Origin of the sequence: Roseimicrobium gellanilyticum, assembly GCF_003315205.1 — a bacterium.
In the GTDB taxonomy this organism is placed as follows: Bacteria; Verrucomicrobiota; Verrucomicrobiia; order Verrucomicrobiales; family Verrucomicrobiaceae; genus Roseimicrobium; species Roseimicrobium gellanilyticum.
Window position 1 is genome coordinate 26,967 of sequence record NZ_QNRR01000017.1, and the last position, 23,364, is coordinate 50,330.

At 58.8% G+C, this 23,364-nt stretch carries 15 protein-coding genes and 18 tRNA genes; 27 read left to right on the forward strand and 6 right to left on the reverse strand.

The genetic code is table 11. From position 1 onward, the window contains the following. Nucleotides 1-2: 2 nt before the first annotated feature. The 4 genes from DES53_RS29375 to DES53_RS29390 form a co-directional block, all read right to left on the reverse strand. Nucleotides 3-2,447: a hypothetical protein gene (locus tag DES53_RS29375; RefSeq protein WP_147263705.1), complete on the reverse strand. Its 2,445-nt coding sequence runs from the start codon at nucleotides 2,445-2,447 to the stop codon at nucleotides 3-5. An 80-nt stretch (nucleotides 2,448-2,527) separates the two neighbouring features. Then, nucleotides 2,528-3,250, reverse strand: a complete 723-nt coding sequence (locus DES53_RS29380; RefSeq protein WP_147263706.1) for a hypothetical protein — start codon at nucleotides 3,248-3,250, stop codon at nucleotides 2,528-2,530. A 1-nt stretch (nucleotide 3,251) separates the two neighbouring features. After that, the gene (locus DES53_RS29385) at nucleotides 3,252-4,379 is read right to left on the reverse strand and encodes an AAA family ATPase (RefSeq protein ID WP_113961928.1); all 1,128 of its coding nucleotides are present in this window, start codon (nucleotides 4,377-4,379) and stop codon (nucleotides 3,252-3,254) included. A gap of 45 nt (nucleotides 4,380-4,424) precedes the next feature. Then, nucleotides 4,425-5,075, reverse strand: coding sequence for a hypothetical protein (locus tag DES53_RS29390; protein ID WP_113961929.1), 651 nt, complete (start codon nucleotides 5,073-5,075; stop codon nucleotides 4,425-4,427). Here DES53_RS29390 and DES53_RS32645 point away from each other — a divergent pair. After that, complete coding sequence (locus tag DES53_RS32645) at nucleotides 5,074-5,676, forward strand: hypothetical protein (protein ID WP_147263707.1); 603 nt, start codon at nucleotides 5,074-5,076, stop codon at nucleotides 5,674-5,676. The genes DES53_RS29390 and DES53_RS32645 overlap by 2 nt on opposite strands. 114 nt (nucleotides 5,677-5,790) lie before the next feature. Here the strand turns inward: DES53_RS32645 and DES53_RS33635 are convergent, their stop codons facing one another. Then, nucleotides 5,791-6,030 carry a hypothetical protein gene (locus DES53_RS33635; RefSeq protein WP_211325733.1) on the reverse strand — a complete coding sequence of 80 codons (240 nt, stop codon included), beginning with the start codon at nucleotides 6,028-6,030 and terminating at the stop codon, nucleotides 5,791-5,793. 224 nt (nucleotides 6,031-6,254) lie between these two features. Here DES53_RS33635 and DES53_RS29405 point away from each other — a divergent pair, with 224 nt between their 5' ends. Further along, a complete protein-coding gene (locus tag DES53_RS29405) occupies nucleotides 6,255-6,731 on the forward strand; it encodes a hypothetical protein (protein ID WP_113961932.1) in 477 nt (158 codons plus the stop codon). A 239-nt stretch (nucleotides 6,732-6,970) separates the two neighbouring features. On the opposite strand, the gene DES53_RS29410 is transcribed toward DES53_RS29405, so the two are convergent. Next, the gene (locus DES53_RS29410; protein WP_211325734.1) at nucleotides 6,971-7,198 is read right to left on the reverse strand and encodes a hypothetical protein; all 228 of its coding nucleotides are present in this window, start codon (nucleotides 7,196-7,198) and stop codon (nucleotides 6,971-6,973) included. 74 nt (nucleotides 7,199-7,272) lie between these two features. Here DES53_RS29410 and DES53_RS29415 point away from each other — a divergent pair, with 74 nt between their 5' ends. The 25 genes from DES53_RS29415 (at nucleotide 7,273) to DES53_RS29525 (ending at nucleotide 23,247) form a co-directional block, all read left to right on the forward strand. Further along, nucleotides 7,273-7,743 carry a Dps family protein gene (locus tag DES53_RS29415; protein WP_113961999.1) on the forward strand — a complete coding sequence of 157 codons (471 nt, stop codon included), beginning with the start codon at nucleotides 7,273-7,275 and terminating at the stop codon, nucleotides 7,741-7,743. Between the two features lie 236 nt (nucleotides 7,744-7,979). Beyond that, entirely contained in the window at nucleotides 7,980-9,356 is a 1,377-nt protein-coding gene (locus DES53_RS29420) for a DUF1501 domain-containing protein (protein WP_113961934.1), read from the forward strand. Nucleotides 9,357-9,365: 9 nt separating this feature from the next. Then, nucleotides 9,366-9,623: a hypothetical protein gene (locus DES53_RS29425; protein WP_113961935.1), complete on the forward strand. Its 258-nt coding sequence runs from the start codon at nucleotides 9,366-9,368 to the stop codon at nucleotides 9,621-9,623. Nucleotides 9,624-9,680: 57 nt separating this feature from the next. Then, nucleotides 9,681-11,903, forward strand: coding sequence for a DUF1553 domain-containing protein (locus DES53_RS29430; protein ID WP_245958288.1), 2,223 nt, complete (start codon nucleotides 9,681-9,683; stop codon nucleotides 11,901-11,903). Between the two features lie 78 nt (nucleotides 11,904-11,981). Beyond that, nucleotides 11,982-15,689, forward strand: a complete 3,708-nt coding sequence (locus DES53_RS29435; protein ID WP_245958289.1) for a c-type cytochrome domain-containing protein — start codon at nucleotides 11,982-11,984, stop codon at nucleotides 15,687-15,689. 923 nt (nucleotides 15,690-16,612) lie between these two features. Beyond that, nucleotides 16,613-16,686 (forward strand) — tRNA-Gly (locus tag DES53_RS29440). Nucleotides 16,687-16,777: 91 nt separating this feature from the next. Next, entirely contained in the window at nucleotides 16,778-16,987 is a 210-nt protein-coding gene (locus DES53_RS33320) for a hypothetical protein (protein ID WP_170157522.1), read from the forward strand. Between the two features lie 341 nt (nucleotides 16,988-17,328). After that, nucleotides 17,329-17,404, forward strand: a tRNA-Ile gene (locus DES53_RS29450). Between the two features lie 23 nt (nucleotides 17,405-17,427). Continuing rightward, a tRNA-Ala gene (locus DES53_RS33325) sits at nucleotides 17,428-17,502 on the forward strand. A 214-nt stretch (nucleotides 17,503-17,716) separates the two neighbouring features. Continuing rightward, nucleotides 17,717-17,793: transfer RNA gene (locus DES53_RS29455), tRNA-Asp, on the forward strand. 107 nt (nucleotides 17,794-17,900) lie between these two features. Then, nucleotides 17,901-17,973: transfer RNA gene (locus DES53_RS33330), tRNA-Arg, on the forward strand. A gap of 399 nt (nucleotides 17,974-18,372) precedes the next feature. Next, nucleotides 18,373-18,446 (forward strand) — tRNA-Ile (locus DES53_RS29460). Nucleotides 18,447-18,457: 11 nt separating this feature from the next. Then, a tRNA-Phe gene (locus tag DES53_RS29465) sits at nucleotides 18,458-18,533 on the forward strand. A 14-nt stretch (nucleotides 18,534-18,547) separates the two neighbouring features. Beyond that, nucleotides 18,548-18,621 (forward strand) — tRNA-Gly (locus DES53_RS29470). Between the two features lie 528 nt (nucleotides 18,622-19,149). Further along, nucleotides 19,150-19,224, forward strand: a tRNA-His gene (locus tag DES53_RS33335). Nucleotides 19,225-19,636: 412 nt separating this feature from the next. Beyond that, a tRNA-Gln gene (locus tag DES53_RS29480) sits at nucleotides 19,637-19,709 on the forward strand. Nucleotides 19,710-19,734: 25 nt separating this feature from the next. Next, nucleotides 19,735-19,809 (forward strand) — tRNA-Val (locus DES53_RS29485). Between the two features lie 29 nt (nucleotides 19,810-19,838). Beyond that, nucleotides 19,839-19,914 (forward strand) — tRNA-Arg (locus DES53_RS29490). Between the two features lie 69 nt (nucleotides 19,915-19,983). Then, a tRNA-Leu gene (locus DES53_RS29495) sits at nucleotides 19,984-20,059 on the forward strand. Between the two features lie 15 nt (nucleotides 20,060-20,074). After that, nucleotides 20,075-20,147: transfer RNA gene (locus DES53_RS29500), tRNA-Leu, on the forward strand. 15 nt (nucleotides 20,148-20,162) lie between these two features. Further along, nucleotides 20,163-20,238, forward strand: a tRNA-Leu gene (locus DES53_RS29505). A 25-nt stretch (nucleotides 20,239-20,263) separates the two neighbouring features. After that, nucleotides 20,264-20,358, forward strand: a tRNA-Ser gene (locus DES53_RS33340). A 209-nt stretch (nucleotides 20,359-20,567) separates the two neighbouring features. Next, nucleotides 20,568-20,643, forward strand: a tRNA-Leu gene (locus DES53_RS29510). A gap of 23 nt (nucleotides 20,644-20,666) precedes the next feature. Next, nucleotides 20,667-20,741 (forward strand) — tRNA-Lys (locus DES53_RS33345). A gap of 1,009 nt (nucleotides 20,742-21,750) precedes the next feature. Continuing rightward, a complete protein-coding gene (locus tag DES53_RS29525) occupies nucleotides 21,751-23,247 on the forward strand; it encodes a TROVE domain-containing protein (RefSeq protein ID WP_170157523.1) in 1,497 nt (498 codons plus the stop codon). Nucleotides 23,248-23,364 lie beyond the last annotated feature (117 nt).

A 23,364-nucleotide genomic window follows, 5' to 3' on the forward strand; every position in this document is an offset into this window, starting at 1 on the left:
GGTCAGGAAGAGGGGTGCAAGGGTTCTCCAGTTTGTCGGGAGGCAGCGACCGAAGATGCCGACTGCGAATGCAAACGGGCCGGCAACGCCCGCAGCAACAGCCGGCTGAGCGACGTCAAAGCCGCGAGCGATCCGGATGCTCCATCACCAAACCTCTCAAGCGTGCCCGATGACCAGGCGGTCGTGGTTCCTTTCAACACCATCACACTCAGCTCCACTCCGGATTTCCCATCGACCACATGCAGGAACCCGCGCGGATCGTACACAATGCGGCGTCCATCCTCGAACTCCGCCTGAGCCAGGGTGAAGCCACGCCACTGTGACACCTTGAATCGCTCCAAGGGACGAAGCTCCACATCTGGATTGCTGGTTCCACGCCAGCACGGCGAACGATCCGGAGTAACATCCAGTCGATAAACACCACCACTCTGCTTCCGAAAATACAGCCCGCCTTCTTTTCCGAAGCCTGCCTCGCACAAGGTGGTGTGACGGGAACCTGTGCTATGTCCCTGAAGTTTGCTGGACGCGAGCTTCTCGGGAAGAGGCACGGGGCGTGGATCTTCACGAAAATCAACACCATCGAACCAGTGCTGTCGAGGGTAGGGACCGCGATAGGACTGGAGCAGAAAGCCCGTCGTTGTCGAAAACGCATCACAACCGTGGGTATGATACACCACCAGCGCATCTGATTGCAGGGAGGCACCGGCAATCAGGTGGGGGGAAAAGTTCCCGGTGCACATGTAGGAAGCTTTTCGTCCATGGACGTCACATACGAGCAGATCACAGGTTGAGAACCTCCCAAACGCGAGTGCCACCGTGCCAGGTTCAGCACCGTCCACTATCATGGCACGTTCCGCGTGGGCCTCTGGCGCATAGGGACACAGCACACGCCCCGCTGGCCCATATGCCTGGACATACCAGTAACAGACGCACCTTTCTGGGGTTATCCCTATGTGTCCCGCCTGCGGCAGCTCAAACACAGGGAGACCGCTGGAGAACACGGGATACAAAAGAGGCCACGGAAGATGACTGTAGAAGGCTGGCAGCCGGGCATCTTCATCGATCAGATCCCGGGAGGGACGTCGCTCCGACGCCCCTTGCAACAGCGCATCCAAATCGACCAGGACCTGGGCAAGCGTACGCGCTCCCGCAACCGTATGGCGGGCCATCATGAGCTGACCTCGCCTGTCCACCTGGATGGAATGTAGCAAACACGAGGCGGCAAGCTGTTGCCACGCATGCTCACGCACAAGCCGCGCCATGGCGTCCGGATGAGACACGAGAAATACCTCCTCGCCCGGCGCGAAGACCGCATTCTCCTGCTGCACAAAGTCCGTCAACGCCTCCGCCGGATAGGGAGTGGGCTCCAGTCGAGTGAGCTGAGTACGCACGTCCTCGATAGTACGCAGAGGTGCGGGCACGAACGCATCCCTCACCAAAGTGTAGACCTCAACCCCTTGCTCTTCCTGAGGTCCAGCTCTCCCCTTCAGATGTTGCAACGCCAGCGCCGTGCCCAGGGCAAAGAGTCTTGGTTTGCCCCACAGGTGAATCCCGGTATCCAGCAGGATCTTCCGCTTTGGGGGCGGATCACCGGGCGGGGATTCACGTCGTGTGTAGAGAGCCTCTCCCTGAGCCAGACGCGTGGCGAAGGTCAGTTCGTCCCACGCAAGCTCCGTAAGCAGCAGGCGATCGGGCTCACCACGATTGGTAATGTCTGATACCCCACCCACCGGAAGATCATCCTGCTGCCAGACCGGCTTTGGCACGTGGAGGATGGCGGAGAGACGCCGTGCCACGCCTGCCACTTGTGCCAGTTGTCCGCCTTCCTCTTCGAGCGCCAGGAGCAGGTCATCCGGCACTTCAATTGGGGGCGGGTCCTGGGCCTTCTCCTCCAGCGGCAACGGCATCTGGTCGTTGAGACTGGCATCGAGACCTGTGCGGAGGCGATTCTCCAACTGGCCGGGAGGAAGTCGATCAAATGCCTTCGCCAGCGCACTCAAATCGCGCAGCAAACGTGCCTGACCATTGATGTCCGGTGCTCGCTGCATGAACGGCTCAAGGCTGGGAGTCGACTTGAATTCATCCAGAATATCCCGGGAGAGATCGGCAGGCAGGCGGTTGAACGCACCCTCAAAAATCGTGCGCACCAGCAACCGTTTCGCGGCGCCATTCTTCAAGTCATTGGGGAGCTTGCTGATGGCATCCAGCCCACGCGCGGCATGCATCCAGAGGCTGGCCAAGGTGGCAGGCAGAGGCTCTCCGGACTTCCACACATCGCATGCATGCTGGAGTTCGGTATGGATGACCACACCGTCCCACACGGTCTGCGCGGCAGCGTTCACCAGCACCACAGCACCGAGCGGGGGCAATCCCTCCGGAGCGAGAGCCTCCAGCAGATCCACCATCGTGTCCCGCGAGCCGAGGAAATTCCCGAGAACGCTCCCCATGGCCGAACGAAACTCCCCATGCCACGTCCAAAAATGCCCGGGCGGCGCGCAGAAGTAACCCAATGTCGCTTTGCCGTGCATCAAAAGGCGTCGCTGGATTGTGTGGAGTAGCGTAGCGCGGACCGGGAGGCCTCGACAAAAGCCTCATCCGTGAGCACTTCCACGGACGCATCCTCATAGACGAGTGCGAGCGCGGTTGACGAGAGCTTCAACGAAACGGCCACGAGCGCCGGGGTAATGCCTCGCGGCAACTCCCAACCTGCAGGCATCGCCACACCATTCTCAATATACCATAATACACCAGGGAGTGACGGCAGCACCGCGCCACGCACACAGGCGCGGCCATCATCGGACTTCGCGAATTGCAATGACTTCAGCCGGACGGCAGGTGCTGAGAGAACCCAATCACGGAACCGTGGAAAGGACAGGGTGAGCAACGCCGGCTCGCGGAATTCCCGGGACGGCACCAGCGCCCAAGGCAGCGGCGCCACGGATTGCGCGGGCAAGGCGGACGCGGGCGGACGCACCTTGAGAAAATCCGACAACGCGAGCCAATGCGCTTCGGGCATGCGTCGAACCGGCACGCGCTCTCCCTCCCGCGTCAGGCGACCGTTCGTATCCGCGGTGAAACGCTCCAGCGCGGGAACCAGCTTCCAGTTTCCGTGATGCGCACCGCCCCGGACCCAGAGGTACCCCTCCGCTTCGCACACCTCAAAACCCGGCAATGTGCGCCACCGGCCCAGCCAGGCGGCGTCATTCGCGGAGAGCATCGCAACCAGGATCCTGTCGTACACGGGGCTCATCTCATGCACCTGCCTTCCTCCAGAGCGCCTCTACCTTCTCCTGAAGGGAATTCCGCGCCTCCGCCTGTTGCACCCATGGCACGCGCGCAGCCAGTGCCGCGAGCTGATCTTTTGCCACGCCAGGAACTGCCGCCTCCCAACCGGCATCAAGGGCATCCAGGTCTCTCGCAAGCGCCTGGGGATCCGGAGCAGCGGCGCCGTAGGCCTGCGGATGGTCCGTAGCGGAGGGCTCGGCCTTCGCCAGCGTCTCCTGCACGATGGAGGAAAGCAGTTCCCGCTGTTCCTCTCGATCCCAGATGCAACGCATGACCCAGAGGTCTGAAACTTGGGCTGCCATGCGCCCGCACATGAGGGCGCTCGCGGCGATGACCCGCTGCAGTTTCACCGCACGGCGATCAGAAACATCGATACCACCCGCACGCAGTCGTGCCACGAGGGCAAGGTAAGCCGGCCTCACCGGCTGGAGATCCACCAGCGGCAGGGCTTCCTGAAGCGCGCGGATGTCATTGGCGCCCAGACCACAGGACGGCACGACTCCACGGCGGCTCTTTTCGATTTCCCAGCCTGCTTCAATCACGGCGCCCAGCGCTTCACCGGGGACATAACCGCAGTGCACACGCAGCAGGAAACGATCAAAGAGCGCACGCAGAGCTTCCTCCTCGGGCAGGTGGTTGCTGGCACCCACGACCATGAGGGCGGGAAGTTTGCGCGTCTCGCGGCCACGGCGGAACACACGTTCATTCAACACCAGCAGCAGGCTGTTGAGGATGGCGCTGTTGGCGTTGAGGATCTCATCAAGGAACACGAAGTCGGCCTCAGGAAGCATGCCATCGGTATTCGTGACGAGGTCGCCCTCGCGAAGCCGGCGGATGTCGAAGGGGCCAAACAACTCACTCGGCTCGGTGAAGCGCGTCAGGAGGTAGTCATACGAGCGAGCCTCCAAGCGGCGAGCGACTTCATGAACGAGCGCACTCTTGGCCGTACCGGGAGGACCGTGCAGGAAGAGATTCTCGCCACCGACGAGGGCGACGCCCATGACATCGATGACTTCGTCTTTGCCCACGAAGAGGCTCTTGAGGGGACGCAGAAGATGCTCGGAAAGTCGGTTCGCAACGGCGGTGGGTTCCATGAGATGAGGAGAGGGGCGAAATACAAAACATGGGCTGGGCTGCGGTCAGGCAGTGGCGGCAAGGGCCAGTCGAGGGGCCAGAGTGGAATGCGAACCCAGCGCGTCACGCACCGCAGCTTTCACTTCCGGATCCGTCAATCGCGATGCGTCCTGGCGCTCGATGACCCGATCGATGTAGAGCTGCCAGAGCCCTTGGTGACCTTTCAAGATGGTGAGGTCGACCGGCAGCGGCAGTTCGCCCATGCCAACTGAGGACAAGGGGAAACGCATTCCAAACGCGGGCATGCCGACCAAGAGGGGGTCCTCGGAGCTGAGGGACTTCGCCCACTGCTGAAGGGCCGGAAGGTGCCGCAACACAACGTCTGCAGAAAGCATCTCTGCTGCATTGGCCGGAGCGGTCGGGGTGAGGGAGAAGATGGCTTCCACCTCGTCTGCTGACAGGGCGCGATCCACGAGAGCATGGCAGAGGCGGTAAAGGCAACGCAACGCCTCAAGCGCCATCCCCGGCTGGAATTCCGGAGCCGCCGAGTCATCGATCCATTCATCGATGGCCACCTGATAGGCTTCGTGCAGAAGCATCACGGCCTGAGGATCATCTGGAGTCAGGTCGACCTTTCGCCTGACCACCACCTTCCCGGTGGAAAACAATCCGGAGGCAAACTCAGCAAGCGGGGAGGCTGTACCGGGGGGCACCATGAATAAAACGCTGGAAACTAACGTGGCCCAGAACAATGGCAAATTCCGCGCAACGACATGTTCACCTGTGATACTGCGTAAGGGACCTGGGTCGGCTGCTCAGTGGTTCGGTGGTTGTGTGTGGCAGGAAAAAAACTCAAAACCGGCCAAACGAACTATCGTTTTCTGGGGTGGCACCATGGGACTTTGGAAAAAGGTTCAGGCTATTACTCATAGCGATGGTGACTATACACCTAAATGGATGAAGCAAAGCGAAATCAGACGATCCAGGTCTGGCCTGACCGGCCATGCCAGGCGCGACGTTTACGAGCTTGCCGGTGCCGGCGCATGCAATGAGCCTCAATTCTGCTTTGGCCGGAGGACCAAATGCCTTCCAACAAACGCAGTTACGAGCATCAAAACCATGCCGACCCAAAACAGATCGAGCAGGCCAAATGTGATTAAGAAGAACATGCCGACAATCACGACAATGAATGAATTGCGGCGGGTTCCCGCAGCGTGGCTGAAGAAGTCCAGACTCATCGCCGAAAAAAAGTTAGTCTCGCATCCAATCTCAAGGTCAGAGCATCCAGGGAGCAACTGCATCTTGGGTTCACCATGAACGACCCGAAGCTATCGTAAGCCGGAGCGTTGACAACCCTGTACGACGAGATTGAGAAAACGAATTCATTCCCATCCACCATGGTGAACACAGGCTGGAATTTTCCGCGCACAATCAAGGGAATCGAAAGAGCCACCACCAGTCGAAATAGGACTTTAAGGGTACCTGTAACACCGAAGTCTTCATGAGACTGAAATATGGCTGACCATACCTCACAAGCCAGACGGGCGCAGGAGGATAGACAGGGTCGGGATGAGGCCCTGGGAGTCTCTCCGCCGCAAGTGCCGCAATCGGCGGGAAGCTCAGCACATACAGCACGGGAACTGCCAGGATGGCCACTGTGAGCGTTCTCATGGCAGACATGCCCGATGGCGCTTTCATGGAAGCCAGCCTACACAAGGGGGGCTCGCTTGTCACTACAGTGCGGATCACCTTGGTCTCCGCGGGGCTTTCGATCACGTTTGGACTGCCTCCAAAACCGCAGCTCCGGGCTATGCCGGCGACAAAAATCCGATTGACTTGGATGGAAAATGAAAGAATTGCTACTGAGACCGAGTTTCAGTAGCGTATCCCAAGCGATGACTCTGACCACCACCCAGTCTTCCTCCGGCCTTGCCAGCACGCAGCATCCTCATTTCGTGGGTCTTGCGCAGCTCAGGTCGCTGCTGGCGCATGAGGATGTGGCATCGGACTCAGCCAAGAGCGATGCGGTGCTCGACATGATCGCAGTGTTGCTCCGCCAGGGGAATGCCAGGAACGCCGTGGAGGCGTTCTGCCGTCTGAAGAAGATCTGCGGTTCTGTGTGTTACATGGCCCAATTCCGCCTGCGCAACTGGCTGGAAAAGCAGGTCATGGTGCGCACGGGCGATGCGGGCTGGCAGCCGCTGGAGCTGGGTTTTGGAGATTTCCGCCGTCTGGTGCAGGGCTACCGTCACAAGGAATGGGAATGGCAGGAGGCCGCCGGCTCTTGGGAGGATATTGAGGTAATCTTTGCGTGGAGCGGAGTGCCTGAGGTTCTTGACCCCAGCGAGGCAGAAGAAGCTGTCGTGGCCTGAGACTCGTCATTGGAGAGACCATCCTCCTCTGCCCGGAAGACTCCGGACAACAAAGAGTCACGAGAGCTACGTCGCCGTCCCAGCAGAGATGCAGATGGGCCACAGTTCAGCGTGTAAAAGTACGGGACTACCATATCCTTGCCCGCTGTTGCATCATACACTCTCACATCATGATATCGCGACACGGTATCATGCAGCGGATGAGTGAAGCAGCCTTTCTCTGAAACTGAAACGGCGTCTCAATCTCCGGTTTCCACATGCTGATGCTCGTCGTGCTCGCGTGAAGGATCACGTGGCAAGGCCATCGGCTTGCAGAGGTGCTTATCCTTGTGCGCTGCACGAGCGCACTTGCGGCACACGTAGCGGGGATCGCGTACGATCTCGGCCAGCTCTTCGAGATCATCGACGATCTCGCTCTTCTTCCATTCGCAGAGTGTTCTGGCCATACCAAGGGAATCGTACCACATGGAATACGGGAGAAAAAGAACTTGCGATGCAGACCTCCATGGCGAGGTTCAATCACGATACAAAGGAGGAACTTATGGCTACCAAAACCATCTCACAAGGAGTGGCCGCCGATCCAGTTGTGACGGCCTTGAACAAATTGCTCGCCGATAGCTACAGCTTGATGGCGGATACCCACCTCGCCCACTGGAATGTGGAAGGTTCGGACTTCTTCCAACTGCACACGGCTTTCCAGTCGCAGTATGAGGAACTCTTCGAAGCGGTCGACGAGATTGCCGAGCGCATCCGTGCCCTTGGCAGCTACGCGGAAGGCGGACTGGGACGTCTCGCCAAACTTTCTGACGTGGCACCGCTGCCCGGAGGTCGCCTGCCTGCGAAGGATTTCGTGGCGCACCTGATTGAAGGTCATGAGAAGGCTGCCGCTTCCTGCAAAGGGGTGGAGAACGCCGCTCAAGAGGCCGACGATCTGGAAACCCAAGACCTGGCCATCAAGCGCCGCCAGACCCACCAGAAGACGCTCTGGATGCTGAACAGCTTCCTGAAGTAGTCCTCAGGTCAGAGGCGACATCAGAAACCGATTTAAGAAGCCGTTCCGGACAAAGTCTGGAGCGGTTTCTTTTTGCCTGCGTATGGAGGCCAAAAAGGCAGCAGGATAGTCCATGCCCAACGGCACTTTTTCGATTCAGAAGGGGGAAGCGATCCCGTATAATTGCGGTCTGAAAAGACAAATCCGTCTTCCCGGTGGCTTCGCCGGGTCAGTTCACCCACTCCGCTCCGCTCCCCATGTTCAAGTTCTCTGGCAAGGGATCCATCACCACCTGCGATGGTGTATCACGTCGTGACTTCCTCCAAGCGGGCACGCTCGGCGCGCTGGGTCTGACGCTCCCGCACTTCAACGCGCTGCGGGCCATGGGCGCCGTGGACAAGAAGAAGGACGACAAGGCGTGCATCATGATCTTCAACCTTGGAGCGCCCAGTCAGATGGATACCTGGGACCCCAAGCCGGATGCTCCGCGCGAGGTGCGTGGTCCTTTCAAGGCCATCTCCACCAATGTACCCGGGATTCAACTTACAGAGATCTTCCCCCACATGGCGAAGATTGCGGACAAGTTCTCCCTGGTGCGCAGTGTGTACCACACGGCTGCCGCGGTGCATGACACGGGACACCAGATGATGCAGACGGGCCGCCTTTTCTCCGGTGGCATCAATACGCCGCACGTGGGCTGTGCCCTGGAGTTCCTGAAGGGGCGCAAGAATGAAATGCCCGCGCATGTGATCCTGCCGGAGCCGATGGGACCCACGGGTGGCAACATGCCGCACGGGCAGGACGCGGGCTTCCTCGGTAAGACGTACGATCCTTTTGTGCTGAATGCGGACCCTTCCGCAAAGGATTTCAAAGTACCGGATCTGCTGCCTCCGAGTGAGATCAGTGAGGTGCGGCTGGATCGCCGCCGCAGTCTGCGCCAGCTCGTGGATGATTCCGTGAAGAACTTCGAGGCCAGCGAAGCGGCGAAGTTGATGGACACCAACTTTAGCGATGCCTATCGACTGATGACCAGCAGCACGGCGCGCGAGGCCTTTGACCTGACGCAGGAGAAGCCAGCGGTGCGTGAGCGTTATGGCATGAACCGCTTTGGCCAGTGCTGCCTGCTGGCGCGTCGTCTCGTGGAGCGCGGGGTGCGCTTCGTGACGGTGAACAGCTTCATCACCGTCTTTAATGAAATCACCTGGGACATCCACGGCAGCAAGCCCTTTACCAGCATCGAAGGGATGCGCGACCTCGTGGCGCCCATGTACGATCAAGGCTACAGCGCGCTCATTGAGGACCTGCATCAGCGTGGCATGCTGGATGGCACCCTGGTTTGCAATCTTGCTGAATTCGGCCGTACGCCGAAGGTGAATCCTGCGGGAGGCCGGGACCACTGGCCTGGAGTGTGGACCATCGGCTTCGCCGGTGGTGGCGTGAAGGGCGGCCGTGTGGTGGGCAAGAGCGACGAGATCGGCGCCTATCCCGCCGAGCGCGCCGTAACTCCCTCCCATGTGGTAGCGACCATCTATGAGGCCATGGGCATTGATCTGGAAACAGAACTGCCCGGTCCGCAGAATCGTCCCTTCCCCGTGGTGGATCGCGGTTTCGATCCCATCAAGGAGCTTTTCTAGCCAACCGTCGTGACATCGCTCCTGATCAGTTGCGTGGGCTTTCATCTGCTCCCTGAAACGGGGGCAGATGTGGCAGCGGCTTCACTATCATCAGCGATCGAATCCATTCTCACGCACTGCCACGCCTCGATCCAACTTGGTGCCTGGAACCCGCCGGCTGAAGGCTCTCTCAAGTTGCCCAATTTCCTGCTGATTCCCGTCTTCCTCCTGATGGCTGTCCTCACCATCTGCCTGATGGTGATGCGGGAGCGCGACCGCAAGAAGTAATCGGTACGTCCTGCCGTCAAAAAAACTGCCCGGCCACTTCACCTCAGCGGGCTTCTCATGAATCTCCGAATGCGTCCTGTATTCTCCGTCTCAATCCAGCTTTTAGGCTGCCTTGGCCTGATAGCTTCCTCGGCCTCTGCTGCGGACATTTCCTTCCGCAATCAGGTGCAGCCCCTCCTCGCACGCTATGGATGCTCCAGCGGAGCATGCCATGGTGCTGCTGCGGGGCAAGGCGGCTTCCGCCTGTCCCTGCGGGGGTATGATGACATGGGCGACTACCTCAGCATCACACGCTCTGCTCAAGGTCGTCGCATCACTCTGGAAGATCCTTCTCGCAGTCTACTGCTGATGAAGGCGACAAAAGCCGTGCCACACAAGGGTGGTGAGAAGATCAAGGCCGACTGGCCGGAGTATCAGATCCTCGCGGAGTGGATCGCTCAAGGAGCGCCCGGACCGCTAGAGAACGATGCGCGCATTCAGCGCATCGAAGTTTCGCCCGCGCACGTGACACTGAAAGCGGGGCAGACACAGCCGCTCAAGGTGACGGCCTTCTTCAACAACGGGAAGAGCGAAGACGTCACGCGCTGGGCCAAATACACCGCGGGGAATACATCGGTGGCCACCGTGGATGATGACGGCAAGGTGAAGGTGGTGGGCCGTGGTGAAGGTACCGTGACGGCGTGGTATCTGAGTCAGCTCGCGATTGCGACCATCACGGTGCCGTATGAACACGATGTGCTGGCAAAGGCATTTGAAGCCTTCAAGCCGCGCAACGTGATCGATGAGCGCGTGAAGGAGAAGCTGGTGGAGCTGAATATTCCACCATCGGAGCGGTGCACAGATGCGGAATTCATCCGCCGCGCCTTTCTGGATGTCCTCGGCATATTGCCCACGCCCGAAGAAACGCGAACCTTCCTCGCCGATGCGAAGGCAGACAAGCGGGATCGCCTGATCGAGCAGTTGCTACAGCGTCCAGAGTTTGTGGACTTCTGGAGCTACAAGTGGAGCGACCTCCTGCTGGTGAACAGCGACAAGCTGCCCGTGCAGCCGATGTGGAGCTACTACCAGTGGATCCGCCGCAACGTGGAACTGAACACGCCGTGGGATGTGATGGTGCGTGATCTGCTCACGTCCACCGGCAGCACACTGGAGAACGGCGCGGGCAACTTCTTCACGTTGCACGATGAGCCCACGCGGTTGGCGGAGACCGTTTCCACGGCGTTCCTCGGCATGTCCATTGCGTGTGCGAAGTGCCACAACCACCCGATGGAGAAGTGGACCAACGACCAGTACTTCGCCTTCGCCAATCTTTTCTCCCGCGTGCGCGCGAAGAACGGCGGTGTGACGGATGAGCGCGTGATCTTCGCCGCGACGGAAGGCGACATTGTACAACCTCTCACCGGCCGTGCGCAGACTCCCACCCCCCTGGATGCCAAGCCAGTGAGCATCACCTCCACGAAGGATCGGCGCGTCCCGTTGGCTGATTGGCTGACTGCGCCGGAGAATCCGTGGTTCTCGCGCGCCATCACGAATCGCGTATGGAAAAATTTCTTCTCCACTGCGCTGGTCGAGTCCGTAGATGACCTCCGCATGACCAATCCCGCCAGCAACGAAAAGCTGTTGAGCGATGCCGCGGCACACCTGGCAAAGAGCAAGTTCGACCTGAAGGCACTCATGCGTCTGATTTTGCAAAGTGAAACCTACCAGCGCAGCAGTGTCGCGCTTCCTGAGAACAAGGACGACACACGCTTCTACTCCCGCTACTACCCCCGCCGACTGATGGCGGAGGTGATGCTGGACTCGGTGAGTCAGGTGACGGCGGTGCCCACAAAGTTCAACATGGACAAGCGCAATGCCAACAAGGGCATCGGTGCTGGATACCCCATGGGCTATCGGGCCCTGCAGCTTCCTGATTCGAATACGGTGAGCTATTTCCTGAACAGCTTCGGCCGTCCGGATCGCGTGCAGACCTGTGACTGTGAGCGCACCAACGAACCGAGCATGGCCCAGGCCCTGCACATCGCGAATGGTGACACGATGAACCAGAAGCTGAAGGAGAAGGACAATCGTGTGGCCGCCTTGCTGGCCTCTGGCAAACCGGATGCGGAGATTCTGGAGCAAGCGTATCTGCTGTGTCTCAGCCGCGAACCTACGGAGAAGGAGCGCGCAGGAGTGTTGAAGGTGCTCGCCGAAGTCAAATCACCGGAGGATCGCCGGCTCGCCCTGGAAGACGTGTTCTGGGGGCTGATGAGCTCGCGGGAGTTTTTGTTCAATCACTAAGGAGCACCGGCGTCCAGCCAGGACGCCGATCGTTTCTCTGCCCATTTCATTTCGCCAAATCAGACACCGGGGTTTCTCATGATGCACCTCATCAAACATCGCGCCACAGCGCCACTTGCGTTGCTCACGGCATGCGCCAGCACCGCCCACATCCACGCTGCATCAGTGCCGCCCGTAGACTTCGACGCCAAGATCGCGCCTCTCTTCCAGGAGCATTGTGTGGACTGCCATGCGGCGGATGATCCTGATGGCGAGTTCGCACTGGACACTTTCACGGCGCTGATGAAGGGCGGCAAAGGTGGCAAGGCCATTGTGCCGGGGAATGCGCAGGAGTCGCTGCTGGTGAAATTCCTCGAAGGTCGCAGTGGTGTGGAGGGCAAGAACCAATTCATGCCGCCTGGGAAGAAGGAACATTTGAAGCCGGAAGAGATCGCCATCATCCGGCAATGGATTGATGGGGGCGCCCTTCCTCCTGCTGCGCCAGCGAAGCCTGCGGACGTGCTTTCCAAGTTGCCCAAGATCGCTGCCAAGCCGGGACTGAAGAATGCGATCCAGACGCTGGCCTATTCGCCGAAGTCGAAGACGCTGGCGGCTGGGATGTTTGGAACGGTACATCTGCTGAACCCGCAAACACGCGAAGTGGCGCGCAAGCTGGATGGTGTGGCGGGCAAGGTGAATGCGCTGGTGTTCTCTGCGGACGGCACGCAACTCTTCGCCGCAGCAGGTGATGCCGGCATCAATGGTGTGGCTTATCAGTGGAAAGTATCAGACGGATCCCTGGTGCGGAAGTTCGAGGGGCACACGGATGCGATCTATGGCTTGGCCCTCTCTCCCGATGGGCAGACGCTGGTGACGGGCAGCTATGACCAGAAGATCAAGTTGTGGGACCTCTCCAGTGGTGCGGAAACGGCCACTCTCACCGGACACAATGGCGCGGTGTTCGGCCTGAGCTACCGTCCGGATGGCAAGGTGCTGGCAAGCGTGAGTGCGGACCGTACGGTGAAGCTCTGGGAGATGCCCTCCGGCAAGCGACTTGATACTTTCTCGCAGCCTCTCAAGGAACAGACGGTGGTGAGTTTCTCTCCCGATGGCAAGACGGTGGTGGCCGGTGGCGTGGACAATCGCATCCGCTTGTGGAATGTGAGCGCGCGAGCTCTCGAAGGCACCAACAAGCTGCAACAGACCCGCTATGCGCACGAAAGCGGCCTGCTGAGCCTGACCTTCGCTGCTGATGGGAAAACCATCTTCACCTCCGCGGCAGACCGCGGTGTGAAGATCTGGAACGCGGCGGACCTGAAGGAGCTGCACCTGCTGGAGAAGCAGCCTGACTGGTCTCCGGGCCTCGCGGTGCTCGAAACAGGCAAGCTGGTGGTGGGAAGACTCGATGGTACTCTCGCACTCTATGATGCCGTCACAGGTGAGCCTGAAGCCAAGCCCGCTCCCAAACAGGTGGCCAAGGCCAAGGCCGCACCGAAAGCGATGGCTCCAGCGAAGCCTGAACTCGTACGCATGGAGCCGCGCGGGGTGCAGAGTGGCGCCACCACGCGCATCAAGATTACAGGCAAGGGACTGAAGGAACTCAAAGCAGTGAAGCTGGCTCATGGCGACATGAAGGCAGCCATCGTCTCCGTGAATCCCGCAGGCACCATGGCGGAAGTGGACATCACCACAGGCAAGGCCGTGCCGCGCACGCAGGTGAATGTTTCCCTCGTCACTCCCGGAGGAGAGTCCGCACCCATGAAGCTGGTGGTGGACTACCTGCCACAGACGATGGTGACCAAGTCCGCGGAGCCGCTGATGCTGCAGCAGCTTCCCACGAATGTATGGGGCACGCTGACGGACATTGGCCAGGTGGATGGCATGCGCTTCACAGCGAAGCGTGGCCAGACCATGGTGCTGGACATGGCGGCGCGTCGTATCGAATCGAAAGCGACCTCACCACGCGTGGAAGTTGTGAATGCGCAAGGCAAGCTGCTGGCCGCAAACAATGGTCTCGATAGCGGCAGCGATCCTTTCGTGGCCTTCACGGTGCCCGCGGATGGTGAATACACGGTGCACGTGAGGCAGATCACTCTCGATGGTTCCGCAGACCACTTCTACCGCCTTTCCATCGGAGAACTGCCATACGTGACTGGATGGTGGCCCCTGAGCGTGCCTGCCGGTACGAAGGGCAAAATCCACCTTGTGGGACACAACATCCCTGCGGATACCACGATTGAGGCGGATGCCACTGATACCAAGGGTATGGACACCATCAGCCTGCCGCTGGACTCGGAAAACTACCGCAGCCGCGTGAGCATGACTGTAGCAGTAAGCAAGATGTCAGAGCAGATCGAGGCCGAGCCGAATGACACGCTCGAGAAAGCCCAGCCAATCACAGGCAATATGTCCGTCAACGGACGCCTGATGAGTGCCGCAGGCCCGGATGAGGCGGATGCGGATCACTACCGCATTGAGGCGGAGAAAGGGCAGGAGTTCATCATTGAGACACGCGCGAGCATGCTCGGCTCACCCGCGGATACCAAGGTGGAAGTACTGAATGCCAAAGGTGATGCGGTGCCGATGATGACGCTGCAGGCAACGAAGGACTCCTGGATCACGCTACGCAGTGAGGATGCCAATGATCCTGCGGTGCGCCTGGGTCAATTCTCCGAGCTGGATCTCAATGACTACATGTACTTCAACGGTGAAGTGCTGAAGGTCTTCCGCCTCGCGCGAGGTCCTGACGCGGATACGATCTACTATGCCGCAGGCGGGAAGCGCCGTGCCTACTTCAACACCAGCCCTGCTGCACACGGACTCGATGACTACTGCTACGCAGTACAACCCTACAAACCCGGTGCCAAGCTGGTGCCCAATGGGCTGCCCGTCTTCGAACTGTACTATGCCAATGATGATGACGGAGAGCGTGAGCTGGGACGCGATTCGCGCCTGCGCTTTGTGGCTCCTGAGAAGGGCGTCTACTTCCTGCGGGTGAGTGATACACGGAGCTGGAGTGGTGACCGCTTTGCCTACCGTCTCATCGTACGCCCCGTGGTACACAGCTACGCTGCCAAACTGCGTGGCCCGGCCATGATGAATGTGCCCTCCGGCACCGGAGTACAGTTCGCCGTAACCGCGAATAGAAAAGATGGTTGGGATGGTGATGTGCGTGTGGACATCAGCGGCGTGCCCGCCGGCTTCTACGTTTCGAATCCTCTCATCATTGAAGCGGGGCACCTGGAGGCAGGTGGCTCCGTGTTTGCCTACCCCACTACAGCCATGGGTGAACATGACTTCTCCAAGGTAAAGGTGACGGCAACTGCCATGGTCGATGGCAAGGAGGTGAAGGAGGACCTTGGAGCCTTCCCCAAAGTCTCAGTTACCGCGGCACCCAAGCGCGCCCTGTTCATGGAACCCGACCTTGCGGGCAATCCTGCGGGGGATGGAAAGAATGCACCAGCGAAACCCTATGAGGTCACCATCAACCCGGGCAGCACGGTTTCCGTCTGGCTGCGCGTGGATCGTCGTGGGGACGATGCGCTGCTGGGACTCGACGTGGAGAACCTGCCGCATGGGGTCATCGTGGACAACATTGGCCTCAACGGCGTGCAGATTCGTGCGGGAGAGAACGTGCGTGAAATCACCCTGGCCTGTGCGAAGTGGGTGCCAGAGCACGATCGCCTGTGCCACATGCTGGTGGGCAATGCGCGCAACGATGCCGTGAAGACGGACGGCTCGCAAACGAGCCTGCCTGTACTGCTCAAGATTCGCAAGCCTGCACCGGTGGCCGCGAATGCGCCTTAAGGTCAGGAAATGCGCCTCATGATATACCACATCATGCTGTATCATAGTCTTTTGACGCTTTGACTGTCCCACCTCGCCCCCGGCCAAAGGAGAGCTTAGTTATACATAGTTCTCCGACCGGAATTGCAGGTGTCGAAAAAAGATTAAAATAACTATTGCCGCTCTAAGATCGTGGTGGTAGGCTCGTTATACCTTCACAAGAACACGCCATGAACTTCCATTGGACACAACCCGCAGCATTGCGCCAGACGAAACGGTCGTGCGAAGCAGGGATACTGCGTCCGGTACGGAGCATCGGCTTTGGAATGCCCTATACCGAGGGTAGCGATCTTAACCAGGAGGCACGCAGGTAGTTTACTATCGGATTGAACCGTACGTAGACCCTGCTCGCCGAAGGCCAGCAGGGTTTTTTGTGTTCCGAATTTCTCAGTATCAGCGAGTTACGCAACCAATACCAAGGAGGTCTCCTCCCCATCTAGTCCACATCCCCAATTTCCCCGGGTGAAAAAAAGCCCCGCCATCAGCTGCAACTGACGGCGGAGCGGAATCGGTCACCCACTCCCTCCAGTCCCTTTGCGAAAGACAGAAGTTGGCCGGTAACCGTATGTACGGTCGCCGTAGCAGCCACCTTTGTCAAACCGCCGGAGTCCTCTGAACGGACTTTCCGGATCGGAGGAGCCATGACCTGATTCCCGTTATGCGGACCTTATCGATTTCAGAATTACAGCTTCAAAGGCTTATGCATACGCACTTGTATAAGGTGTGTGCGCGACAGGAGGTGTGCCTCAAACACCGAAAGATCCGCCGTGAAAACGACCTGCGGGTGTGAGCTCTCCGAGCTGGCAGCGGTGTTTGTTCTTTTTAGTCGTGAGCGGCGCGGGACACTGCCTGAGGGCAGAATTCCCTGCGCCGCTCCTTTTTCTGCGGCCATCGTCCAAGAGCAGGACGCCTGAACGCCATTCAGGGGATGCCGGTGCAATTCCGGCTGGCCGCTCCAATTTTCAGATTGCCCTTCAAAGGCAGGAGTAATTTTGCTCTAAATTGCAATTTCCCGCCACCACACTTCAATCGACTGACGATATGAAGGTGTGAAACTCCCACCACTGTTCCCAGTATTGCGGCTCGTGCTCATCGTCGGCGTCTGCTTTTCGCTCTCGTCCTGCTTCACGCCTTGGGGACATAACCCCTTGCACCACAAGCACTGGAAGCATCTTGACGGTCATCCGGGCAATCACCATCACGGATATAAGATGAAGCCCAAGGACAAGGCCAAGTATCGAGGGTTCTACATTCCCTGAGTTTCGCGGGCCGTTCAAAGCCATCCGCCGTTCAAGAGGCTCCCAAGGAGTTGCTTCTCTCAACGGCATCTAATTTTGCGGTGACGAGCAAGGCGCATCTGAGGCGTCAGGGCATTCCACGCCTTTCGTTCGACCACTAGTTTCATACGGCGGGCGCCAGCTTGCGCAACGGAGTCTCCAAAACTCTGTGTGACCGGGGCAGCACCGGGACGCTGTGCCACTTCATTGATGATTTATGAAGTGTGATTTTTGATTTCGGTCCGATGCGGGCATGCAAAGCCGCATTGTGGAGACAGACCTCCAATCAAAAATCATCAATCGTAAATCATAAATTTCCCAACTGCGGAATCGCCAAGGGGTAAGGCAGCGGCCTCATAAGCCGCTTACGCGCGGGTTCGAGTCCCGCTTCCGCTACCATTTTCTCATTCACCCATTTTCATGGGCTGCTCGATCATCCAGAAGGTCACCCGCCTCGCACGTGGGAGAGCAGGGTGCAAGTCCCTGGCGGTCCACCAATTTCAAACAACTTCAACGGCGGGAAGGTTCAGAACCGCGGAAGTCTCATAAGCTTCCTCATCGTGGTGCGACTCCACGTCCCGCAACCAATTTTACTTCACGCGTCGGTAGATCGCTAAAGACACGAGGTGGTCCGTAAAACCACCGCCTTTCACGGACGACCAGGGGCAGTACCTGGACGGCGCACCAATTTCTTCAACACCCATTTCATACGGCCTGTTAGCTCAGCCACGAAGAGCAACCGCCTGTCGAGCGGAAGGTCGCGGGAGCAAAGCCCGCACAGGCCGCCAATTTCATCGCGTGCGAGGGAGCCAACGAACCCGCCCCGCTTGGAACGGGGAGACGCCCAGGGTAGCACTGGGGTACGCGACCATTTTTCCATCCCCGCTCTCATCACGCTCCCGTGGTCGAAGAGATGAGGCATCCGTCTTCTAAACGGATCCATGCAGGTGCAAGTCCTGCCGGGAGCACTTTCCATTTTCAGTTGCCCGCTGATGTCAAAGTAGCAATGGCCGCCTGTTAAGCGGCATGTCGTGGTGCGAGTCCACGGCGGGCAGCCAATTTCCAACCACCATTTTTTGGAGCACGTCCGGCCACACGAGGACGCGGTCTTGAAAACCGCTGTTCCACTTCGTGGAATTCGGGGTGCGAGTCCCTGGTGCTCCGCCAATTTCGTGATCCTCATCATGCCCGCATGGTGCAACAGTAGCACATCCGACTTTCTATCGGAAAACCCCGGGGCAGCACCGGGTGCGGGTGCCACTTTCAAAGGCCATCCTTCCTTCACGCCTGATAGCTCAAAAGGAGAGCAGCCGGCTCACATCCGGAAGACAGCGGAGCGTTACCGTTTCGGGCGACCATTTTTCATTCCCTCTGTAGCTCAATAGCAGAGCACCCGCCCGATAAGCGGAAGACCGCGGCGCGATACCGTGCGGAGGGACCACTTTCCTTTCACGCTGAATGGCAGAGTCAGTCAATGCGGCCGACTGAAGATCGGCAGATTCAGGTGCAATTCCTGGTTCAGCGACCATTTCGTTTATCCACGCGCCATTGGTGTAGTAGCAGCAAACCTGTCTTCCAAACAGGAGGTGCCGGGGCAGTACCGGCATGGCGCTCCAAATTTCATTCCTAAAGCTCCTGAGGTGTAACGAGACTGCATACGGTTCTGCGAAGACCGAGGCTCGAGGTGCAAGTCCTCGCGGGAGCACCAATTTCAAACATCAATTCCTCCGTGGCAGAGCTAGCAATGCACCGCTCTCGTAAAGCGACTCATGCCGGGGCAGCACCGGCCGGAGGATCCATTTCGCCAGGTAAGATAGTAGCCCTGTAGCTCAACTAGTGGAGCGCCCGACTCTGACTCGGGAGGTTGATGGTGCGAATCCATCCGGGGCCGCCAGTTTTTTCATCCTATTCGAGGAGACCAAAGCGGACGAGCGTGCCGCCGCCGGTTGGAAACCGGATGAATCCGTACTCACGGGTGGTGGAGCATGTCCACTGGTCTCCGCCATTTTCGCCTTCACTCCATCGATGGGCCGCAAGCATTGCCAGCGATGCAGCGGGCTTTTAATCCGCAGAACACGGGGCAGCACCGTGGCGGCCCACCATCAACTGCACATTTCGAGTGAATGTCTCACTCATCTCCAATGGAGACCATGGTGTAATAGTACGCATCGGGCACTGTGAATGCTCAGGTACGGGTGCAATCCCCGTTGGTCTCCCCAAATTTCGTATCGTTCATCGCGCGAAAGGTAAAGTAGCCGAGCCACCGGACTGCAAATCCGGCTTACCCAGTGCAAGTCTGGGTCGCGCGTCCATTTCGTTTCCACACGGGCCAGAGGAAGAGAGTAATCCGCAAGTCTGGGGGACTTGAGACAGCCGGAGCGTTACCGGCTGGCCCGACCATTTCTTCACTTGTTCATGGGGTCATCGTTCAAACAGCAGTACAGCGTCTCGGCATGGCGCGGATCGGGGTGCGAGTCCCCGTGACTCCACTTTACTTTTCATTCTATTACATTTTTCTCGGGCACGAGGAAGACAGCAATCCGCGCCGTTCGGATCGGCGAGACACCCGGAGTATCCCCGGGGTGCCCGACCATTTTGATTCATTCTATGTCATCCTACACATGCTCGAACAGCCCTGTAGCTCAACTCGCAGAGCGCCCGGCTTTGGCCCGGGAGGTTGATGGTGCAAATCCATCCAGGGTTTTCGCATGTGTGATGCATCAAAGCACGCGTCAATAGCTCAATAGGAGAGCGCCGTCCTGACACGACGGAGGCCGGCGGGGCAGAACCGTCTTGGCGCACCATTTCCATTCCATTTCTTCATATCACCAAGGCTCCTGAAGCTCAATGTATCGAGCGCCGCGCTTCGAACGCGGAGGTTGCAGGCGAAAATCCTGTCAGGAGTACCAGCTTCTGAGTCGATAGTTGAGGGTTGATAGTTGATAGCCTGAAGATCTCTCAGAGACTTGACCCTTTTCCCCGGCGTAGTCCAACAGCAGAGACAATCCGCTCAGAACGGATGCAGTGCGGGTGCAACTCCTGCCGCCGGGACCATTTCGCAGAACACGTGCTCCCATAGCCCAACAGCAGAGGCAGCCGGCTTAAACCCGGAACAGTGCCGGTGCGAGTCCGGCTGGGAGTATCTTTTCATCATCACGCCCGCGTAGCCCAATAGCAGAGGCAGCGAGCTCAAACCTCGCAAAGTGCGGGTGCGACTCCCGCCGCGGGCACCATTGTTTTCCGTTTCAGCCTTTTCATGGAAGAGAGGCGACTAGCCAGGTCGTCGCGTCTGTTTGCTAAACAGGTGTTCCCTTCACGGGGAACTGCGGGGGCAGCACCCGCCTCTTCCGCCATTTTAAGTTCAGTTTGTGTTTGTCGTTCTTTCGCCTCTGGATTCCTGCAGGGGCTTCGCAATCGGATACTTATGCTCCGGCACCATCACCAACTATCCAGCATGATCTGGAAACTGTGGGTCACGGGATGGCAGATCGAAAGCTCATGCTCCCTTTGCGGGCCCCCTGCAGGAATCAGGACAAGTGATCCTTTCCATTCAATTTCTCATGGTCGCGTAGCCCAATAGCAGAGGCACGGCGTCGAGAGCGCCGCGAGTGCTGGTGCAAGTCCAGTCGCGACTACCATTTTCTTAAATTCAACCATTCATGGGCTTGAAGCTTTGGCAGCGAAGCAACCGCCTCTTAAGCGGAAGAGCAGGGTGCATGTCCCTGCGAGCCCACCAATTTTCCGGCAGCGAGGTATCGGGATACTTCGGTTCTTACAGGTTCGACTCCTGTCATTTCCGCCATGCGGGGATGATGCCCGTGCCACTTTTCTCCGGAATCCATTTTTGCGGCAGTGAGATCAGAGTTCCTTCGTAGCTGAGCTGGTACAGCAAACGCTGTTAGCGTTTGGCGCGGGTTCAAATCCCGCCGAGCGCGGAGTCATCCGCGTTCAAGCACTCAGGTCGGTGTCCTCCGCAATCATCTCTTTCAATAGCAAGGCTTCTGGAGAAGCCTTCTGCGTTCAAATTTCGAGGTAGTGAAATTGGAGATCCTTCGTTTTGGGAACGACAGGTCGCTGGTTCGAGTCCAGCCGATGGCTTATTCGATGCCATCGTAGCTCAGGGGTTAGAGCGGTATCGGTGCTCCGATTGGTTTTCTCCTCGATTCCCATTTTGTATCTTTGTATCGCAAGGCTTCCGACGAGGCCTGCTACGTTCCCTTTCGGGGCAGTGAGACTGGAGCTACTTCGCTCATAACGAACAGGTCGCCGGTTCGATTCCGGCCGGCAGTACTTTTCAGTGCTGCTGTAGCTCAGTGGCAGAGCAGTTGGTGGCATCGTGAGATTCACGCCGTCATCGTTCCTCCGGTCATTGTTCTCCCCGTTCCCTTTCAATTTAAACCGGGGCTGTGAGCGTCTGCCATAGGCGGCGCACTGCCCCAACCCTTTGGGGTAGTGAGGTTGGAGTTACTTCGTCTATCAAACGCAACCCGGCTCCGACCACTGTTTCTCCCCAATCCATTCAAACCCCTTTCGCGGCAGTGAAGACGGGATTTCTTCGCGTCATCCACATTCACACCGGTTTGCCATTCCCATGAGCAGGGTGCCGGCAACGGCAGCAGGTTCGAGTCCTGCGATGCGGTGTGAGAGCCTGTCTGCTTTCTCCGCGAATTTTTTCCTTTCCCATGTCGGTGCCAGATGCGCCGTCATGCCACGCAGCAACCAAGATACTGCGGGGCAGTGAGACCATGCGCCCTCTCCTGGAAGCTGAGGCCGGTCATCGTGCTCCCCGCTTTTCCCAAAAAGACAACACCATGAAGTTCAATATTCTCAAGACCAGCCGTGCGCGTGGCAACACTCTCAACAAGGCTGGCGGCGAAGCCTACGTCGAAACGGCGAAGCTCGAACTCGCCTCCCTGCTCATGACGAGCATGCTGGGTGACCAGTACTACCGCACGGCGGATGCCGCGACGAAGCGCATCAAGGAACTCGTCGCGCAGACGGGTGACAAGAAGTTCGTGGCGAAGGCCGCGCTTTACGCCCGCAAGGAAGCGGGTATGCGCTCCGTCTCCCACCTGGTGGCGAGTGAACTCGCCCACATGGTGAAGGGCGAACCGTGGACGGCGAAGTTCTACGACCGTGTCGTGCATCGTCCGGATGACGCACTGGAAACGCTGGCGTGTTACGTCGGTACGTATGGCCGCCCGATCCCGAACGCCCTGAAGAAGGGTCTCGGCAAGGCACTGGCTCGTTTCGACGAATACCAGATCGCGAAGTACCGCAAGACGAACGCGGAGATCTCCCTCGTGGACCTGGTGAACCTCGTTCACCCGCCGCACACGGAAGCCCTGCGCAAGCTGGTGAACGGCACGCTCGCCCCCGCGGAAACGTGGGAAACGAAGCTGACGCAGGCCGGCGCCAATGCGGAAACGGATGCCGAACTGGCGGACCTGAAGAAGGACGCCTGGACGGAGCTCATCCGCTCGCGCAAGCTGGGCTACTTCGCGCTGCTGCGTAACCTGCGCAACATCGTGGCCACGGCGCCCGATGCGATCGAGGACGCGATCGCGATGCTCACGGATGCGCGCCTCATCAAGAAGTCCCTCGTCATGCCATTCCGTTTCACGACGGCGCTCGAAGCGCTGCAGTCCTCCGGTCTTCCGGCTGCCAGCCGCGTGCTCGCCGCGCTCAGTGATGCGGTGGATGCGTCTCTCGCCAATGTCCCTCGCTACGAAGGCAAGACCCTCGTGGCTCTGGATGGCTCCGGCTCCATGATGGGCAAGCCGAGCAAGATCGGTGCGCTCTTCACGGCGACGCTCGCCAAGGCGAATGATGCGGACGTGATGCTCTTCAGCGATGACGCGAAGTACGTGTCCATCAACAAGCGTGATACCACCCTGACGGTGGCCAACTGGCTGGAACGCCAGTGCGCCTCCGCCGGCACGAACTTCCACGCGATTTTCAACCGCGCGGTGAGTTCCTACGACCGCATCATCATCCTCTCTGACATGCAGGGCTGGATCGGCCATGACACGCCGGTCGCCAGCTTCGACGCTTGGAAGGCGAAGTATGGTGCGTCTCCCAAGGTCTTCTCCTTTGACCTCCAGGGCTACGGCACGCTGCAGTTTCCGCAGCGCGATGTGTACTGCCTCGCGGGCTTTTCGGACAAGACGTTCGACACGCTCCAGCGCCTCGAATCTGATCAGGCAGCGTTCCTGAAGCAGATTGAGGTGATTGAGCTGTAGTCCAACTCACATTCACTGGTGCCCGTAGCGGGAACTACAGGCACCGGTTTTCATTTCAGGCTGCAGCAGGATCTTACTGCCGCCATTCAACCTTTCCCGAGATGTCTTGAGCAGCCA